This window comes from Sphingomonas kyeonggiensis (genome assembly GCF_014204495.1).
In the GTDB taxonomy this organism is placed as follows: domain Bacteria; phylum Pseudomonadota; class Alphaproteobacteria; order Sphingomonadales; family Sphingomonadaceae; genus Sphingomonas; species Sphingomonas kyeonggiensis_A.
The window spans coordinates 1,068,469-1,085,585 of the sequence record NZ_JACHLN010000001.1 but is presented as its reverse complement, the minus strand read 5'-3'; the positions used below and the strand labels follow the sequence as shown (position 1 = coordinate 1,085,585).

At 69.0% G+C, this 17,117-nt stretch carries 16 protein-coding genes; 8 read left to right on the top strand and 8 right to left on the bottom strand.

Going from position 1 to position 17,117, the window contains the following annotated elements; genetic code table 11:
* Window positions 1-22 precede the first annotated feature (22 nt).
* The 4 genes from HNP52_RS05345 (at window position 23) to HNP52_RS05330 (ending at window position 5,722) form a co-directional block, all read left to right on the top strand.
* Window positions 23-715, top strand: a complete 693-nt coding sequence (locus tag HNP52_RS05345) for a 2OG-Fe(II) oxygenase (RefSeq protein WP_184163472.1) — start codon at window positions 23-25, stop codon at window positions 713-715.
* Window positions 716-778: 63 nt separating this feature from the next.
* Complete coding sequence (locus HNP52_RS05340) at window positions 779-1,396, top strand: hypothetical protein (RefSeq protein ID WP_184163469.1); 618 nt, start codon at window positions 779-781, stop codon at window positions 1,394-1,396.
* Window positions 1,397-1,439: 43 nt separating this feature from the next.
* The gene (gene polA / locus HNP52_RS05335) at window positions 1,440-4,196 is read left to right on the top strand and encodes a DNA polymerase I (RefSeq protein ID WP_184163466.1); all 2,757 of its coding nucleotides are present in this window, start codon (window positions 1,440-1,442) and stop codon (window positions 4,194-4,196) included.
* Window positions 4,197-4,264: 68 nt separating this feature from the next.
* Window positions 4,265-5,722, top strand: coding sequence for a lipopolysaccharide biosynthesis protein (locus HNP52_RS05330; protein WP_184165069.1), 1,458 nt, complete (start codon window positions 4,265-4,267; stop codon window positions 5,720-5,722).
* A gap of 98 nt (window positions 5,723-5,820) precedes the next feature.
* Here the strand turns inward: HNP52_RS05330 and purH are convergent, their stop codons facing one another.
* From purH to HNP52_RS05305, 5 genes are read right to left on the bottom strand one after another with little or no spacing between them, the layout of a single operon-like run.
* Window positions 5,821-7,392 carry a bifunctional phosphoribosylaminoimidazolecarboxamide formyltransferase/IMP cyclohydrolase gene (gene purH, locus HNP52_RS05325; protein ID WP_184163463.1) on the bottom strand — a complete coding sequence of 524 codons (1,572 nt, stop codon included), beginning with the start codon at window positions 7,390-7,392 and terminating at the stop codon, window positions 5,821-5,823.
* 41 nt (window positions 7,393-7,433) lie between these two features.
* A complete protein-coding gene (locus HNP52_RS05320) occupies window positions 7,434-7,640 on the bottom strand; it encodes a hypothetical protein (protein WP_184163460.1) in 207 nt (68 codons plus the stop codon).
* Window positions 7,641-9,374, bottom strand: a complete 1,734-nt coding sequence (locus tag HNP52_RS05315) for a heparinase II/III family protein (protein ID WP_184163457.1) — start codon at window positions 9,372-9,374, stop codon at window positions 7,641-7,643. It abuts the gene before it with no gap.
* Window positions 9,371-10,027, bottom strand: coding sequence for a ribulose-phosphate 3-epimerase (rpe, locus tag HNP52_RS05310; RefSeq protein WP_184163455.1), 657 nt, complete (start codon window positions 10,025-10,027; stop codon window positions 9,371-9,373). Before rpe ends, HNP52_RS05315 begins: the two co-directional genes overlap by 4 nt.
* 40 nt (window positions 10,028-10,067) lie before the next feature.
* A complete protein-coding gene (locus HNP52_RS05305) occupies window positions 10,068-11,354 on the bottom strand; it encodes a transcription antitermination factor NusB (protein ID WP_184163452.1) in 1,287 nt (428 codons plus the stop codon).
* Window positions 11,355-11,389: 35 nt separating this feature from the next.
* On the opposite strand from HNP52_RS05305, the gene HNP52_RS05300 reads away from it, so the two are divergent.
* Complete coding sequence (locus HNP52_RS05300) at window positions 11,390-11,542, top strand: DUF1674 domain-containing protein (RefSeq protein WP_184163449.1); 153 nt, start codon at window positions 11,390-11,392, stop codon at window positions 11,540-11,542.
* A gap of 270 nt (window positions 11,543-11,812) precedes the next feature.
* On the opposite strand, the gene HNP52_RS05295 is transcribed toward HNP52_RS05300, so the two are convergent.
* Genes HNP52_RS05295 through tsaD form a run of 3 tightly spaced genes read right to left on the bottom strand, consistent with a single transcriptional unit; the run spans window position 11,813 to window position 14,345 of the window.
* On the bottom strand, window positions 11,813-12,334 hold the full coding sequence (locus tag HNP52_RS05295) for a DUF1697 domain-containing protein (protein WP_184163446.1): 522 nt from the start codon (window positions 12,332-12,334) through the stop codon (window positions 11,813-11,815).
* Between the two features lie 11 nt (window positions 12,335-12,345).
* A complete protein-coding gene (locus HNP52_RS05290; protein WP_184163443.1) occupies window positions 12,346-13,323 on the bottom strand; it encodes an NAD(P)H-dependent glycerol-3-phosphate dehydrogenase in 978 nt (325 codons plus the stop codon).
* Window positions 13,320-14,345: a tRNA (adenosine(37)-N6)-threonylcarbamoyltransferase complex transferase subunit TsaD gene (tsaD, locus tag HNP52_RS05285; RefSeq protein ID WP_184163440.1), complete on the bottom strand. Its 1,026-nt coding sequence runs from the start codon at window positions 14,343-14,345 to the stop codon at window positions 13,320-13,322. The genes HNP52_RS05290 and tsaD overlap by 4 nt, the downstream gene beginning before the upstream one ends.
* A 290-nt stretch (window positions 14,346-14,635) precedes the next feature.
* Between tsaD and hemC the strand changes: the two genes are divergently transcribed.
* Genes hemC through HNP52_RS05270 form a run of 3 tightly spaced genes read left to right on the top strand, consistent with a single transcriptional unit; the run spans window position 14,636 to window position 17,065 of the window.
* Complete coding sequence (hemC, locus tag HNP52_RS05280) at window positions 14,636-15,550, top strand: hydroxymethylbilane synthase (protein WP_184163437.1); 915 nt, start codon at window positions 14,636-14,638, stop codon at window positions 15,548-15,550.
* Window positions 15,547-16,215, top strand: a complete 669-nt coding sequence (locus HNP52_RS05275; protein WP_184163434.1) for a uroporphyrinogen-III synthase — start codon at window positions 15,547-15,549, stop codon at window positions 16,213-16,215. The genes hemC and HNP52_RS05275 overlap by 4 nt, the downstream gene beginning before the upstream one ends.
* A 31-nt stretch (window positions 16,216-16,246) precedes the next feature.
* On the top strand, window positions 16,247-17,065 hold the full coding sequence (locus tag HNP52_RS05270) for a hypothetical protein (RefSeq protein WP_184163431.1): 819 nt from the start codon (window positions 16,247-16,249) through the stop codon (window positions 17,063-17,065).
* Window positions 17,066-17,117 lie beyond the last annotated feature (52 nt).

The window sequence follows — 17,117 nt, the reverse complement described above, 5'->3', positions numbered from 1 at the left end:
AGCAACCCGCTAGCCCGGCGCCATGCTTGACCGTTTCGACTGGACCGCGATCGCCGTATCGCTCGACACGCAGGGCTGGGCCGTGCTGCCCGGCCTGCTCTCTCCCGCCGAATGCGCCGGAACCGCCGCGCTCTATGATGCGGAAGCCGGATTTCGCAGCCGGGTGGTGATGGCGCGGCACGGCTTTGGCCGCGGCGAATATCGCTATTTCGCCTATCCGCTGCCGGGCATCGTGGCACGGCTGCGGACCGGCCTCTATCCGCCGCTCGCGGCACTTGCCAATCTCTGGAACCATCGGATGGGGATCGAGCAGCGCTTCCCGCCCGCGCATGGCGACTTCCTCGCGCACTGCCATGCGGCGGGCCAGCTACGCCCGACCCCGCTGCTGCTTCGCTACGGCCCGGGCGATTACAACTGCCTCCACCAGGACCTGTACGGCGCGCATGTCTTCCCGCTCCAGCTGGCGGTGCTGCTCTCCGCGCCGGGCGAAGGCTTCACCGGCGGCGAGTTCGTGCTGACCGAGCAGCGCCCGCGCATGCAGTCGCGCGCTTCGGTAGTGCCGCTGAGCCAGGGCGATGCCGTGGTCTTCGCCGTGCATCAACGCCCGGTGCGCGGCAGCCGGGGCGACTACCGGGTGAACATGCGTCATGGCGTCAGCGAAGTGCGCAGCGGACGGCGCCATGTACTCGGCGTGATATTCCATGATTCGGTGTAATCTCGACTCGCACCCGAAACGAAAACCCCGGATAGTCGCCGAAACTTCCGGGGAGCTAGTCGCGTGGATATCCGGCTCAACTTCATCAACAGATCGAACGACACCCACAACACGCAGGTGCTGTTCTATTCGGAGAACCTGCCGCCTCCCCAGGCAGGTCCCGCAGCAGCCTGGAAGGTGATTCGCAATTGCGGGCCGGGCAGCAATCACCCCTTCACCTATCCGGCGGCTTCGCAGATCAGCTATCTCGACAGCGACGGCAATTACACGCCGCGCCTGCCGGCCGAAGCGGGCCAGCGCTTCGCGGCGACCTTCACCAATGCCGGCGACACGATCCAGATGACCGGTCCGGCGAGCAACCCCCGGGCAATCGAGCTGATCAATACCCTCCCGAGCGGGGCGATCACCGCGCAGATCTACAAGGACAGCAGGCTCTATTCGGGCGGTGCCGTCATCCATCCGGGGGCGAGGGCCGAGTTCGTGCTGGAGCCCCGGCTCTGGGTCGGCACCTTCTCCCAGATGACACCGGCGGATTCGCCGGTTCCGATCAGCGTGGCGCAGGACAATAGCGAGATCTCGCTGCTCGGCATCGCCAGCGCCGATATCGTGATGACCGGCAACGGCCCGGGCGACGAGTCCTCGCCCTTCCAGTTCACCCTGCAAAATATCGTAATGGCCTGAGGGGCTTTGTTCGGCGCACCGGCTCGGCTATCCCGGCGCGGCAATGCCTCATCTCTATCTCGTCGATGGCTCCGGCTATATCTTCCGCGCCTATCATCGGCTGCCGCCGCTCACCAACAAGCATGGCGAGCCGGTGGGTGCCGTCTATGGCTATACGACCATGCTGTGGAAGCTGGTCGACACGCTGAACAAGGCCGACGGCCCGACTCACATGGCGGTGGTGCTCGACAAGAGCGAGCACACCTTCCGCAACGAGCTGTACGACCAGTACAAGGCGCACCGCCCGCCGGCGCCCGAGGATCTGGTGCCCCAGTTCCCGATGATCCGCGACGCGACGCGCGCCTTCTCGCTGCCCTGCATCGAGGAAGCCGGCTGGGAAGCCGACGATTTGATCGCCAGCTATACCAAGGCGGCGCTGGCCCAGGGCTGGCAGGTGACCATCGTCAGCTCCGACAAGGACCTGATGCAGCTGATGACCGATCCGTCGGTCGACATGCTCGACACGATGAACAACCGGCGGCTGGGCCCGGCGGACACCGAGGAGAAGTTCGGCGTCGGCCCCGAGAAGCTGGGCGAAGTGCTGGCGCTGATGGGCGACAGTGTCGACAATGTTCCCGGCGTGAAGGGCATCGGCCCCAAGACCGCCGCCAAGCTAATCCAGGAGTTCGGCACGGTCGAGGCGGTGCTGGAGGCGGCACCGGCGATGAAGCCGTCCAAGATGCGCGACAATCTGATCGAGCATGCCGATATGGCGCGGCTGTCGCACCAGCTGGTGCAGCTCGCGAGCGACGTGCCGCTGCCCGAGCCGCTCGAGGATTTCGCGCTGCAGGGCATCCCGGATGCGCCGCTGCGCGCCTTCCTCGAGCATCACGGCTTCCGCACCCTGCTCAACCGGCTGTCGGCGGTGGCCGAGGCGCCGGTCGAGACGCATGAGACGCCGGGGCTGGAGGAAGACCCGCCCTGCAATCACGACGGCTATGAGACGGTCACCGACGAGACCGCGCTCGATCGCTGGATCACCATCGCCAGGCATCAGGGCTGGGTCGCGATCGATACCGAGACGACCGGCGTCGATGCGACGCGCGCCGAGCTGGTCGGCGTGTCGATGGCGCTGCACCCCAACCTCGCCTGCTATATTCCGCTCGGCCATGGCGGTACCGACATGTTCGCCGAGAAGCCGGTGCAGATCGATCGCTCGGTGGCGATCGCCAGGCTGAAGCCGCTGCTCGAGGACCCCGCGGTCCTCAAGATCGGGCACAATCTGAAGTACGACATGATCGTGCTGGGCCGTGTCGGGATCGATGTCGCGCCCTATGACGACACGATCGTGATGAGCTTCGACCTCGATGCCGGCCTGCACGGCCACGGCATGGACGAACTGGCGGCGACGCACCTATCGCACAGCTGCATCGCCTACAAGGACGTGGTCGGCACGGGGAAGAACCAGCTCGGCTTCGGCCAGGTCGATCTCAAGGCCGCCACCCGCTACGCCGCCGAGGATGCCGACGTCACGCTGCGGCTGTGGCGGCGCTTCAAGCCGCGGCTGGCCTATGAAGGCTCGACCCGCGTCTATGAGATGGTCGACCGGCCGCTGGTCTCGGTGATCGCCGGCATGGAGCGCGAGGGCATCAAGGTGGATGCGCAGGTCCTCCACAAGCTCTCGACCGACTTCTCGCACCAGATCGCGGCGCTGGAGGAAGAGATCCACGGCATTGCCGGGTTCAAGTTCACCATCGGCAGCCCCAAGCAGCTCGGCGACGTCCTCTTCGACAAGATGGGGATCAAGGGCGGGCGCAAGGGCAAGTCCGGCGTCTATTCGACGGATGTCAACGAGCTCGAGCGGATCGCGGCGGACAAGGATTCGCCGGGCCGCGAGATGGTGCTCAAGGTGCTCGACTGGCGCCAGCTCACCAAGCTCAAGTCGACCTACACCGATGCGCTGCAGGCGCAGATCAATCCGGCGACCGGCCGCGTGCATACGAGCTATTCGCTCACCGGCGCGCAGACCGGGCGATTGAGCTCGACCGACCCCAATCTCCAGAACATCCCGATCCGCACCGAGACCGGGCGGCAGATCCGCGATGCCTTTGTGGCGGAGCCGGGCAATGTCATCCTCTCGGCCGACTATTCGCAGATCGAACTGCGGCTGGCCGCGCATATCGCCGACGTGCCCGCGCTGCGCGAAGCCTTCGAGCAGGGCGAGGACATCCACAATCGCACCGCGATGGAGCTGTTCGGCGAAGTGAACCGCGACACCCGCGGCCGCGCCAAGACCATCAACTTCGCGATCCTCTACGGCATCTCGCGCTGGGGCCTGGCCGGGCGGCTCGACGTGACGCCCGACGAGGCGCAGGCGATGATCAACCGCTATTTCGAACGCTTCCCGGGCATAAACCGCTACATCGCCGACACGCTGAGCCTCGCCAAGGAACGCGGCTACACCACCACGCTGTTCGGCCGGAAGACCCACTTCCCGCGCCTCAAGGCCTCCAACCCGAACGAGCGCGCCGGCAGCGAGCGCGCGGCGATCAATGCACCGATCCAGGGCACCAGCGCCGACATCATCAAGCGCGCCATGGCGCGGATGGGCCCGGCCCTGCTCGAAGCGGGGCTGCCCAACGTCAAGATGCTGCTCCAGGTGCATGACGAACTGGTGTTCGAGCTGCCCGAGGGGGATGTGGAGGCCGCCAAGCCGGTCATCCAGCGGGTGATGGCGACCGCGGCCGAGCCGGCGGTGAAGCTGACCGTGCCGCTCGGCGTCGAGATCGGCGTGGGCCCGAGCTGGGGCGCAGCGCATTGAGCGAGGCCGTGACCGCGCCTTCGGGCGGTGAGGATATCAACGCGCTCGCCAAGGGCGGGCGGACCAATATGCTGGGCTTCATCATCCGGCTTGTCGCCCGGCTGCCCTTCCTGTTCATCGCCGGCCGCGCCTATGGCCCGGACATTGTCGGCCGCTATGCGATCGCGGTGCTGGTGATCGAAGTCGCCGCGCTGCTCGCCACCCTCGGGCTCAAGCGCGGGCTGGCCCAGGCGCTGGCCAAGACCGACCGGCCGCATGCCCATGTCGTCTGGGACGCGATGGTGGTCGCGCTGATCGCCTCGCTGGTCGCGAGCGGCGTGCTGGTCCTCTTCCCCCAGGCGATGTTCCCCAACAGCCCGGTGACCGGGCTCGAGCCGCTGCTCGCGCTGGTGGTGCTGTGTCCGGCCCTGTCCGACGTCGCGCTTTCGGCTTGCGCCTATCGCCACAATATCGGCGCCGCGGTGACCGCACGGGCGATCATCGAGCCCTGGACGATCAGCATCGCTGCCTGGGGCTTCTCCTATGTCTCGGCGCGCGACGGGCTGCTTTACGCCTATGCCCTGTCGATGATCGCCGCGCTTGCCGCTTCGATCGTGCCGTTCGTCAAGGATTACGGCCTGCCGCGCGGCTGGCGGCCGCATCCGAGCGCGATCTGGGGGCTGGCGCGCGCCAACGCCCCGCTCGCTGGCGCCGACGCGATCGAATGGGCGACACGCAATGTCGATCGCTTCATCCTGGCGCTGCTGTTCAGCCCGGCGGTGGTCGGCGTCTATTACATGGCACAGCAGGTCGCCTCGGTGCCGCAGCGACTCAAGTCGAGCTTCGATCCGATCCTGGGCCCGGTGGTCACCAAGGCGCTGGCCGAGGACGACAAGGTGGCGGTCGCCAAACAGGTCCGCCAGGTCGGCTTCTGGGTGACCAGCGCGCAGGCGGCGCTCGCCGTGATGTTCTCGATCCCCGCCGAGGGCGTGATGGGGCTGATCGGCAAGGAGTTCGTGATCGGCGCGGGCGCCTTGTGCATCCTGCTCGTCGCCGAAGTGCTCGCCTCGACCGGCGCGGTCTGCGAGACCGGGCTGGTCTATATCGCCCGGCACAAGAACCTGGCCATCTCGGTCTGCGTGCTGCTGCTGCAGATCGTGCTGAGCTTCGTGTTCGTGGTGGTGGCCCGCGAAGAGGGCTGGTCCGAGCCGATCCAGGCCGCCGGTCCCGCACTGGCGCTGGCGGTATCCTTGACCATCGGATCGGCGGTGAAGGCCGCCCTGCTCTACCGGCTTACCGGCGCACCGGTCGTCTCGATCCGGCCGAGCTTCTTCGCGGCGATCGCGATTGCCTGCCTGGTCGGCGGCGCGTTCACGTCGCTGCCCAAGAGCGCCGAATGGGCCGAGCTGAGCTTCGGCATGCCGGCGATCCTGATCACCTATCTGTTCGTGATCATCAAGTTCGGCTTCGGCCCCGAGGACAAGGCCCTGTTCCGCAAGATGCCGCGCGCGGGCGAAGCCACGCTGCCGATCGAAGAGAAGATCTGACGAATAAGCCGTCATCCCGGCGAAAGCCGGGATCTCGTGTGGTTCTTTCCCGCCTTCGCCTGAGACCCCGGCTTTCGCCGGGGTGACGGCCTTGCGTCTTAGTGCCGGAAGTGGCGCATGCCGGTGAAGATCATCGCCAGGCCAGCTTCGTCGGCAGCGGCGATCACTTCGTCGTCGCGGATCGAGCCGCCCGGCTGGATCACCGCGGTGGCACCCGCTTCCACCGCGGCCAGCAGGCCATCGGCGAAGGGGAAGAAGGCGTCCGAAGCCACGGCCGAGCCGATCGTGCGGGTTTCGTCCCAGCCGGCCTTCTCGGCGGCATCCTTGGCCTTCCAGGCTGCGATGCGGGCGCTTTCCAGACGGTTCATCTGGCCGGCGCCCACGCCTGCCGTGCTGCCGCCCTTGGCATAGACGATCGCGTTCGACTTGACGTGCTTGGCCACCGTCCAGGCGAACAGGCAGTCGGCAAGTTCCTGCTCGGTCGGCTGGCGCTTGGTAACGACCTTGAGGTCACCCGCGTCGATCCCGCCATTGTCGCGGCTCTGCACCAGCCAGCCGCCGGTGATCGACTTGGCCATCAGGCCCGGCCGCTTCGGATCGGGCAGGCCGTCGGTGAGCAGCAGGCGCAGGTTCTTCTTGGCGGCGAACAGCGCCAGCGCTTCCTCGTCCGCCCCCGGCGCGACCACGACTTCGGTGAAGATCGAGGTGATCTGCTCGGCCGTGGCGCGATCGAGCGGGCGGTTGACCGCGATGATGCCGCCGAACGCCGAAACGGTGTCGCAGGCAAAGGCGGCCGCATAGGCCTCGGCCAGCGTATCCGCGCTCGCCACGCCGCAGGGATTGGCGTGCTTGACGATCACCACGCTCGGCGGGCCGTCGCGGAATTCGCTGATCAGCTCTAGCGCCGCATCGGCGTCGTTATAGTTGTTGTAGCTCAGTTCCTTGCCCTGCACCTGCCGGGCCTGGCCGATGCCCTGCGCCGCCGGGCCGGTCGCCGCATAGAAGGCGGCCGACTGGTGCGGGTTCTCGCCATAGCGGAGCGCCGCGCCGCGCTTGAGGCTGAGGTTGAGCGTCTCGGGGAAGGCTTCGCCCTGATCGGCGAAGGCGAACCAGCTCGAGATCATCGAGTCATAGGCCGCGGTGGCGGCATAGGCCTTGGCTGCGAACAGGCGGCGCTGCTCGAGCGTGGTGGTGGCACCGTGCACCAGCGGATAATCGGCCGGATCGGTGAGGATCACGACGCTCTCATGGTTCTTCGCCGCCGAGCGAACCATCGACGGGCCGCCGATGTCGATATTCTCGATGATCGTCTCGCGATCGGCGCCGCGCGCCACCGTCTGGGCGAAGGGATAGAGGTTCACCACGACGAGATCGATCGCGCCGATTTCATGCTCGGCCATCGAAGCCTCGTGCTCGGCATTGCCGCGCACCGCGAGCAGGCCGCCATGGACCTTGGGGTGCAACGTCTTCACGCGGCCGTCCATCATCTCGGGAAAGCCGGTGAGATCCGAGATGTCGCGGACGCTCAGCCCCGCGTCACGCAGCGCGGTGGCAGTGCCGCCGGTCGAGACGAGCTCCACTCCCTGTGCGGCAAGCGCGGTTGCGAGTTCGACGATCCCGGTCTTGTCGGAGACGGAGAGTAGCGCACGGCTGATCTTGATCTGGTCCATGCGGCATGCCCCTCTACGGATCGGGGCGCCGCTGGCAACCCCTAGTCGTCGAGTTCGACGCGGATGCAGGGGATAAAGTCGCCCCCGCCCTCGTCGCGCCGGTGCCAGATCTCGACGACGTTATAGTGGTGGAAATAGCCATCGGCCTCGATCGCCAGATATTCGCCGATGCGGGGAAGAAAGCCGAATTCGCTGGTGAGGAAGGGCTCAAGGTCGTCCTTGCCGCGGAATATCTCGACCCGCGCCACCTATTTCGCCCGGTGAAACAGCCAGCTCACATTGGCGCCACCCGCCAGCGATTCGCCGGTAATGACGAGCTGCTTGGTCGCCATCGGCTTGCCGGCGCCGTCGATCCAGATCGAATCCTCGAACGCCAGCGAACCGCCCTTGCAGCGGAACTGCCAGAGATGGCCGCTCGGCAGGCGCAGGATCGCGGCCTGGCCGTCCGCAGTCGGCGAGATCTCAACCTGGGGGGCGAGGTGGAAGCGGATCGCGAAGGGCGTGTTGGCCTTGCGCTTCCGCTTGTCGGCGGGGAGCAGCATGTCCTCGCCGCGCACGTCGCGCCCGTCGCCGCCCAGCGCGATCAACCGGCGATGGGTGAAGCCGAGGCGGCGGACATAGCCGTCATGGCTGGCTTCGACCCGGCTACCATTCTCGCTCTCGGTACGCGCCAGCTCGACTTCGACGACGCCGCGGCCAAGCGAGCCATCAGGATGAATCGCGGTGGAGTTGCTGTCGGCGAGCACCAGCGTGGAGTGCGCGGCAGTTGTCCGCAGCCCTTCGGTGAGTGCATTCGGCAACGAAGCCGTCGCCATGTTCGCGCCGCCGCAATTGACCACGATCCGGTGCGGTCCGTCGGAAAGCTCGAAGGCAAGCGTCGAGGCGCAACCGCCGGCGGCCAGCCGGGCGAGCGGCGGCGGGGCGGCATCGATGATCAGCACGGTGCTGCCGGCGTTCAGCCGCTGATAGCCCCATTCGCGCGCCTGCTTGAGCGGGCGGGTGCGCACGCCCGTCGCCTCCACGACCTGCTCGATCATCGCGCCGGAAACCGGGGCGCAGCCCTGCCAGCTGCCCAACCCCCTGTCGCCATGGCAGACACCGAGCAGCGCCGTGACCATGCGGTTGAGCGCCGAGGCGACAAAGGCGGGCGGCTCGAGCCGGCGCGCTTCATAGGCGTTGGCCAGGATCGCCAGCAGCTGCACCGCGTCGAGCTGGCCCCAGGGCGAGCGGCCGACGGTGCCGCCATCGTCGAACATCGACTGTTCGAGCGCGCGCTTGAGCCCGGTCTCGCCGAAGGAGCGGCGCGGATCGCCGCCCGGGATCATCAGCCCGGCGACAAGCACGCCGCACCAGGCCGCGATCCGTCCCGGCCCAGGGGCGACACGATCGGCGGCGCGGTCGAGGTGGCGGGCGCCCTTGGCGAGCGCGTGGAGCACCGAGGAGCGATAGACGAGGTCGTTGGCCGAGAGGATCAGCGGGGCATGCGCCGTCCAGGCGAGGATGCGCCGGCCGACCAGATCGGCGCGCCAGGCGGGCTCGGAAACCTTGTCGCCATGGGCCGACAGCCAGCGCTGCATCAGCGCCTCGGCGATCGGCGCGGCGGTGACGCGGGTGGTGACGCTCGACAGGTCGCGCAGCCAGCCAAAGCCGTGGAGATACTCGCCCATCGCCACCGACCAGTCCGGCCGGGCGAAGTCGAGACTGGCGATCGAACGCTGCTCGCCGCGGAAGCAGACGGCGCCGTCGAGCAGGGCATTGCCGCGCTCGACATCGCCGAAGAACGGGTCTTCGCCGACCGCGATCAGCTTGAGGGGGTGCCGGCCCTTCAGGCGCATATTGTGGAGCGGGCTCCGCCAGGCGAGGCGCTGGAAATGTTCGGACAGCCGCTCGGCGAGGCTGAGGCCGCGCTCGCCGCCGGTGCGGATGAGCCGCTTGCCCTGCTCGACTCCGTCGGCCCCGGAGTCGATCGGTTGGTCATTCACCCGCCTCGTAGCGCGGCGATGTTCGCCGCGTACTGGCTCGGCCCGCCGGTGAAGGTGGCGGTGCCGGCGACGAGTGCGTCGGCGCCGGCCGCGATCGCGCGCGGTGCGGTCTCGCGATCGATGCCGCCATCGACTTCGAGATCGATCGCGCGGCCGCTGGCATCGATCCGCTTGCGCAGCTCGGCGATCTTGCCGAGCTGGCTCTCGATGAATTTCTGTCCGCCGAAACCGGGGTTCACGCTCATCACCAGGATCAGGTCGATCATGTCCATGACATAGTCGACCGACTCCACTGGCGTGGACGGATTGAGCACCACGCCGGCGCGCTTGCCCAAGCCCTTGATGGTCTGGAGCGTGCGGTGAAGGTGCGGGCCGGATTCGGGGTGGACCGAGATGCAGTCCGCGCCGGCGTCGGCGAAGGCCTGGAGCATCGGATCGACCGGCGCGATCATCAGGTGGACGTCGAACGGCTTGGCGGTGTGCGGGCGGAGCGCCTTGATCACCGCCGGGCCGATCGTGATGTTGGGGACGAAATGCCCGTCCATCACGTCGACATGGATCCAGTCGGCGCCGGCGGCGTCGATGGCGCGGACTTCCTCGCCCAATTTGGCGAAATCGGCGGAGAGGATCGAAGGTGCGATGCGGACGGCCATGACAAAGCCTTAGGCACCCCGCGAATCACACGCAACCGGCTTAGGCCTTGCGGACGAGCCTTGCGATGAAGAACCCGTCGAGCCCGCCGGCATCCGCCAGCATTCCCGGCAACAACCGCAGCGTGCCATCCGCCCGCACCTGCACCCCTTCCGGCAGCTCCTCCGGCGCGATCGGCGCAATTTTATATCGCGGGTCGCGCTGGAGGAAGGATTCGAGCTGCTCTTCGCCCTCCGCCGGTTCCAGCGAGCAAGTCGCGTATACCAGCGTGCCGCCGGGCTTTACCCACTCGGCCGCGCGGGCGAGCAGCTTGCCCTGCAGCTCGGCCATCTCGCGGATCAGGCTGGGCCGCACCCGGTGGAGCACATCGGGGTGGCGGCGGAAGATGCCCGTCGCGCTGCACGGCGCATCGAGCAGGATCGCATCGACCGGCCCCGAAGGCTGCCACTGGAGCAGATCGGCCTCGACCACCGTCGCTTCAAGCCCCGTGCGCTCGAGATTCTCGTGAAGTCGCGCCAGACGACTTTCCGACACGTCCACCGACGTCACCTGCCAGCCGGCCGCCGCCAATTGGAGCGTCTTGCCCCCCGGCGCCGCGCACAGATCGAGCGCCGTCCCCGCGCCCTTGCCGAGCAGCCGCGCCGGCATCGAGGCGGCGAGATCCTGCACCCACCATTCGCCCTCGGCATAGCCCGGCAGCATCGCCACCGGCCCCTTCTCGTCGAGGCGAAGATTACCGGCGACCAGGCTGGTGCCGGGCAGATCGGGCACCACCGACGGATCGCGCAAGGTCAGGTCGAGCGGCGGCGGCACCGCGATCGCGCGCTCGGCATCCTCGATCATCTGGTCGCCCCAGGCGGCGTGCCAGCGCAGCGCCACCGCATCGGGCAGCGCCGGCGGCTCGGGCAGGGTCACGCCCTGGCGGACCAAAGTGCCGAACACGCCATGGACCAGCTTGCGCGGACCGCCATCGACCAAGGGCAGCACGGTGGAGATCGCGGCATGGCCCGGCGTGCCGAGCGCCAGCGCCTGCACCAAAGCGATGCGCAAGGCGAAGCGCGCCTTGGCATCCTCGGGCAGCGTCTGCTTGGTCGCCGAATCGATCAGCGCATCGAGATCGGGCAAGCGGCGCAGCACTTCGGCGGCAATCGCATGGGCAAGCCCGCGATCATTGGGCGCGAGACCCTGCGCCGCCGAATCGAGCGCCTGCTCCAGCGCCAGCCCGCGCCGGAGCACCGCATCGAGCAGCTTCAGCGCCGCGCGACGGGTGGGGACGCCGGGGCCATCGGGCGCGGACTGGCGGGGATTGGGGCGACGTGGGGGCTTCACTTGACCTCGTGGATTGGAAGGACGATCTGCAGCCTATGGCCCAGCGCCCCGCAAATGTGAAACCGCCCGCGTATCTGACGCCCAGCCCCCCCGTGCCCAAGCCCGCGCCGGCGGAGAAGGAGCCCGATGCGCTGGACCCGACTCGGTATGGGGATTGGGAGCGCAAGGGTATCGCCGTCGACTTCTGACGGCGCCCGCATAGCTGCTCCCCGGCGAAGGCCGGGGTCCAGCTGCGATGTCGTTCGAGAGGTTCCCGTGCCGTCGATAGTGCGCCGAGACTGGGCCCCGGCCTTCGCCGGGGAACTGGGTGGTGGTGATCCGCTTGTTCTCCCCTCCCTGGAAGGGAGGGGTTGGGGTGGGTCGCGTCTTGGTGTTACGGCCAATTCGACCCGAGCGGTCACCGTAGGCGAGCATTCCACCCACCCCTAGCCCCTCCCTTCCAGGGAGGGGAATGTGTTCTACTCCCCCAGCGCCGCCAGCAGCTTGAGGACCGTGTTCCAGTTGCGGCCGGTATTGGCGTGGGCGAGTTTCGCCTTCTGCATCGCGGGGATCAGGGTCGAGCGGGCCTGGCCTTCGGGGAAATCGGTGAACAGCTCGCGGCCGAGAATCACCATCCGCTCGGGGCCGTCATGGCTTTCGAGGAGCTTGTCGATCGCCGCCTGGCTCGGCGGTTCGCGGTGGAAGGTGACGAGGAGGAAGCTCGGGCGCTCCTCGGCTTCCTTCGGGAAGGGATTGGCCGCGACCAGCTTCTCCAGATCGGCGCGATTGCGGACATAGACATCGGACTTGAGCCCGGTCGCCTTTTCGAGCGCGGCATGGAGGTCGCGCTCCAGCGCTTCCGGGCTGGCGTCGCCCGCTTCGAACACGACATTGCCCGAGGCGAGGATCGTCTTGACCTCGGTGAAGCCCATCCCCTCGACCACGGCCTTCAGTTCCGCCGATTTGAGCTGGCGCTTGCCGAGGTTGATCCCCCGCAGCATCGCCGCCCATTTCACAGTTTTTCTTCCCGCAAGGGGCGGCTGAGCAGCGCCTCGATCACCTTGGCCACCGGCGCGCCTTCGAGCAGCGCGTTGACCGCTTCGGTGACCGGCATGTCGACTCCGGCATCGCGGGCGGCTTCGCGGAGGACGGGCGCGGTGAAGGCGCCTTCGGCCACGGTCTTGCGATCGGCCATCAGCTCGGCGGCGCTACGGCCCTGCCCCAGCCCGAGGCCCAGCGAGAAGTTGCGCGAATTGGTGGAGGAGCAGGTGAGGACGAGATCGCCCAGGCCCGACAGGCCGGTGAGCGTTTCCGCCTGGGCGCCGCGGGCCATGCCGAAGCGCGTCATCTCGGCAAAGCCGCGCGCGATCAGCGCGGCGCGGGCGTTGAGCCCGAGCCCGGCACCCTCGACCACGCCGCAGGCGATGGCGAGCACGTTCTTGACCGCGCCACCGATCTCCGCGCCGACGACATCGTCCGAACCATAGGTGCGGAAGGCAGGCCCGGCCAGGCGATCGGACAGGCGCGTGCGCAGCCCCTCATGCTCGCAGGCGAGCGTGACGGCGGTCGGCTTACCGGCGGCGACCTCGTGCGCGAAGGTGGGGCCGGAGAGCACCGCGAGCGGGGCATCGGGCGCGACCTGGTGCGCGACTTCGCCGACCAGCAGCTTGGTGCCGGCCTCGATCCCCTTGGCGCAGAGCACCAGCAGCGTGTTGCCGACCGGGGTTTCGGAGAGGACCGCGCGGACATGCTGGGCAGGCGCGACGACCAGCAGCGCTTCCATGCCGGCGAGATCGGCGAGGTTGCCCGTGGCGCGGATGCTGGTGCTGAGCGGGACGTTGGCCAGGAACAGATCGTTGCCGTGGCGGGCGTTGATGCTCTCGACCACTTCGGGCTCGCGCGCCCAGAGCAGCACATCCTGCTCGCCGCGTGCCGCGACCTGGGCGAGCGCCGTGCCCCAGGCACCGCCGCCGATGACGCCAATCTTCATGCCTTCACTCCCGCACCACGGACCTTTTCCGCATCCGGATCGAGCGGCCAGCGCGGCCGCGCCGCCACATCGAGCGGATCGGTGAAACCGGCGAGGAAGCGTTCGGCTCCCGCCCAGCCGATCATCGCCGCATTATCGGTGCACAGCCAGAGCGGCGGCGCGACGAAGCGGAGGTTGGATTCGGCGGCAAGCTGCTCGAGCGCGCCGCGCACCGCCTTGTTGGCGGCGACACCGCCGGCGACGACCAGCGCGGTCGCGTCGACCTTGTCGATGGCGCGGCGGGTGCGATCGATCAGGCAATCGACCACCGCCTGCTGGAAGGAGGCGGCGATATCCTCGGCGCTGTAGAGCCCGACCTTGCGGGCGACGTCGCTCTTCAACCCGGCGAAGGAGAAATGCGGCTCGGCCGAGCCGAGCAGCGGGCGCGGCAGCGGCACCGCCCTGGGATCGCCGAGCGCCGCCGCGGCTTCGACCGCCGGGCCGCCGGGAAAGCCAAGGCCGAGCATCTTGGCGGTCTTGTCGAAGGCTTCGCCGGCGGCATCGTCGATCGTGGTGGCGAGGCGCTTGTAGCGCCCTACCCCCTCGACCAGCAGCAGCTGGCAATGGCCGCCCGAGACGAGCAGCAGCAGATAGGGGAAGTGGAGATCGGGATCGGTGAGGCGCGGCGACAGGCCGTGCCCTTCGAGATGGTTGACCGCGATCAGCGGCTTGTTGCCGGCCAGCGCCAGCGCCTTGCCGGTGACCAGGCCAACCATGACGCCACCGATCAGCCCGGGGCCGGCGGTGGCGGCGATCGCATCGACATCGGCGAGGGTGACGCCGGCTTCCTCGAACGCACCCTGGATCAGCGGGCCGATCGCCTCGACATGCGCGCGCGCCGCGATTTCGGGGACGACGCCGCCATAGGGGCGATGCGCGGCTTCCTGGCGCGCGAGCTTGTGCGCCAGCACCTGCCGATCGGTGGTGACCAATGCGGCGGCGGTTTCATCGCAACTCGATTCGAGGCCGAGGATCAGGGCCATGATGTGTGTTTCTTACTCCGTTGGTTGCGCATCTAGGGTGTCGCGGGGCGATTGTCGAAGTTGTGGGGGATTTTGGGCCAATTCCACTCCCCTCCCTGCAAGGGAGGGGTTGGGGGTGGGTTAGAAAAGGGCGGGCTCGATGCCCGGCCTTTTCTTTATCGCGGGCCGATAGCTGAGCTCCCCCGGCCTTCGCCGGGGTCGCCACCCACCCCTAGCCCCTCCCTTGCAGGGAGGGGAATCCAGCAAGGCCCGCTTCGACAAGCGGCGTTCGAGCTACTAAGGCATTCCGCATGACCGTTTTCAAACTCGGGACGCGGGGTTCGCCGCTGGCGCTGGCGCAGGCGAACATGGTGCGCGATGCGCTGATGGCGGCGCACGGCCTGCCCGAGGGCGCCTTCGAGATCGTCGTGATCAAGACCACCGGCGACACGGTGCAGGACCGCGCGCTCGCCGAGATCGGCGGCAAGGCGCTGTGGACCAAGGAGCTCGACCGGGCGCTGCTCGCCGGCGAGATCGATGCCTGTGTCCATTCGATGAAGGATGTCGAGACCTTCCGCACCGACATGATCGCGATCGCCGCGATGCTGCCGCGCGCCGATGTGCGCGACCGGCTGGTGGGGGCCGAATCGATCGACGCGATCCCGCAGGGCGGCGTGCTCGGCACCAGCTCGCCGCGCCGGGCCGCGCAGGTGAAGAAGCTGCGGCCGGACCTGAGGACGGTGCTGTTCCGCGGCAATGTCGACACAAGGCTGGCCAAGCTGGCCGCCGGCGAGGCCGATGCGACGCTGCTGGCGGCGGCGGGGCTGGCGCGGCTGGGACGTCATGACGTCGGTGTCGAGATCCCCACCAATGTGATGCTGCCGGCGCCGGCGCAGGGCGCGGTGGGCGTGGAGATCCGCACCGATGATGCGCATGCCCGCGAGCTGGTGCGCGCGATCGACGATGCGGTGACGCATGGCTGCGTCTCCGCCGAGCGCGCCTTGCTGGCGGCATTGAAGGCCGATTGCCATTCGCCGGTGGCGGCGCTGGCGACCATCGAGGGCGGCATCCTGACGCTCGAGGCCGAGCTGCTGAGCGAGGATGGCGCCGCGCATGTCCACGGCGCGATCGAAGGCGCGCCGCTCGACCATGACCTGCCGGCGGCACTGGCGCGCGACCTGCTCGATCGCGCGCCCGAAGCGGTGCGCCGCCTGTTCGAGGGATGAGCCGGCCGATCGCCGTGCTCCGGCCCGAGCCCGGCAACCGCGTGACCGCGGCGGCGATCGAGGCGGCGGGGCGGACGGCGATCCGGCTGCCGCTGTTCGCGGCGGCGCCGGTGGCGTGGGACGCGCCCGATCCGGCGGGGTTCGACGCGCTGCTGCTGACCAGCGCCAATGCGCTGCGCCACGGAGGCGGCCAGCTGGGCGGGCTGCTCGGGCTGCCGGTATATGCGGTGGGGCGCGTGACCGCCGAGGCCGCGGCGCGGGCGGGCTTCCGGGTGGTGCATGTCGGCGAAGGCGGCGCGGACGCGCTGGTCGCCGCGGCCGAAGCGGCGGGAGTGACGCGGGCGCTGTGGCTGGGCGGGCGCGAGGCGGTCCTGCAGGCGGGCGGCGTCGTGACGCGGGCGATCACCGTCTATGCCAGCGCGCCGCTCGACGTGGCGCCCGGACAGGCGGTGCGGCTGCGCGGATGCGTGGCGCTGGTCCAGTCGGCGCGGGCCGGGGCGCGGCTCGCCGAGCTGGTGGCGCCCGACCACCGCGCGATCACCAGCATCGCCGCGATCAGCGCGCGGGCGGCGGCGGCGGCGGGCACCGGCTGGCGGCGGGTCGAAGTCGCCGGCGACATGCGCCCGGACACGCTGATCGCGCTTGCGCTGCACCTCGCCGATTGACCGGGCGGGGCCGGGCGGCGATTAAGGGCATATGAGCGACGAGACCCTCGCGCCCCAGCCGCGCGCGCCGTGGTGGCGGAGCGCCAGCCTGATCGGCACCATCGCCTTTACCGCCGGCATCGGCGTGAGCATCGGCGCGGTCGGCCTGGCCGGCGGATTTTCCCCGCGCGCGCCGGCGCCCGCGCCGCTGCCCGCACCTGCCAGCGTGTCCGTGCCGGCGCTGCCGCCGGGCACCGACCTGGCGACGCTGGCGGCGCGCGAGACGATGCTGGCGGGCAAGCTCGACCAGATCGAGCTGCGCATCCGCGATTCGGAGGCGAGCTCGCGGGGGGCCGCGGCCTATGCGACGCGGGCGGAACGGATCCTGGTCGCCTTTGCGACGCGGCGCGCGATCGAGCGCGGCCAGCCGCTGGGGCCGCTCGAGGGGCAGCTCAAGCAGCGCTTCGGCGAGCGGAACGGCGAATCGGTCGCGGCGATCCTGCGCGCGGCAGGCCAGCCGGTGACGCTGGAGGACCTGCGGCTCGCGCTCGATACGCTGGCGGTGCGGCTGGCGAACGATCCCAACGACAGTTTGTGGAACAAGGTGCGGCGGATGCTCGGCAACCTCGTGGTGCTGCGCCAGGCCGATACGCCGAGCCCGCTGCCGGCGGAGCGGCTGCGCCGGGCCAGGCGCGCGCTCGATCGCGGCGATGTCGAGGCGGCGCTGGCGGAAGTGGCGCACATGCCGGGCGTGTCGAGCGCCGAGAGCTGGACCGCGGCGGCGCGGCGCTATGTCGCGGCGCGGGTGGCGCTCACCGATATCGAGCGGGCGGCGATGGATACGCCGCCGCCTGCGCCCCCGGCGGGATAGCCGCATCCTATACCCCATGAAGCCATCCCGACACGCAGCGGGATGCGGAGCC

What these genes read in the sequence shown, in the direction of transcription:
- HNP52_RS05345 (WP_184163472.1), top strand. Translation starts at nt 23, where the DNA reads ATGCTTGACCGTTTCGACTGGACCGCGATCGCCGTATCGCTCGACACG.
- polA (WP_184163466.1), top strand. Translation starts at nt 1,440, where the DNA reads ATGCCTCATCTCTATCTCGTCGATGGCTCCGGCTATATCTTCCGCGCC.
- HNP52_RS05330 (WP_184165069.1), top strand. Translation starts at nt 4,265, where the DNA reads ATGCTGGGCTTCATCATCCGGCTTGTCGCCCGGCTGCCCTTCCTGTTC.
- purH (WP_184163463.1), bottom strand. Translation starts at nt 7,392, where the DNA reads ATGGACCAGATCAAGATCAGCCGTGCGCTACTCTCCGTCTCCGACAAG.
- rpe (WP_184163455.1), bottom strand. Translation starts at nt 10,027, where the DNA reads ATGGCCGTCCGCATCGCACCTTCGATCCTCTCCGCCGATTTCGCCAAA.
- HNP52_RS05300 (WP_184163449.1), top strand. Translation starts at nt 11,390, where the DNA reads ATGGCCCAGCGCCCCGCAAATGTGAAACCGCCCGCGTATCTGACGCCC.
- HNP52_RS05295 (WP_184163446.1), bottom strand. Translation starts at nt 12,334, where the DNA reads ATGCTGCGGGGGATCAACCTCGGCAAGCGCCAGCTCAAATCGGCGGAA.
- HNP52_RS05290 (WP_184163443.1), bottom strand. Translation starts at nt 13,323, where the DNA reads ATGAAGATTGGCGTCATCGGCGGCGGTGCCTGGGGCACGGCGCTCGCC.
- tsaD (WP_184163440.1), bottom strand. Translation starts at nt 14,345, where the DNA reads ATGGCCCTGATCCTCGGCCTCGAATCGAGTTGCGATGAAACCGCCGCC.
- hemC (WP_184163437.1), top strand. Translation starts at nt 14,636, where the DNA reads ATGACCGTTTTCAAACTCGGGACGCGGGGTTCGCCGCTGGCGCTGGCG.
- HNP52_RS05275 (WP_184163434.1), top strand. Translation starts at nt 15,547, where the DNA reads ATGAGCCGGCCGATCGCCGTGCTCCGGCCCGAGCCCGGCAACCGCGTG.
- HNP52_RS05270 (WP_184163431.1), top strand. Translation starts at nt 16,247, where the DNA reads ATGAGCGACGAGACCCTCGCGCCCCAGCCGCGCGCGCCGTGGTGGCGG.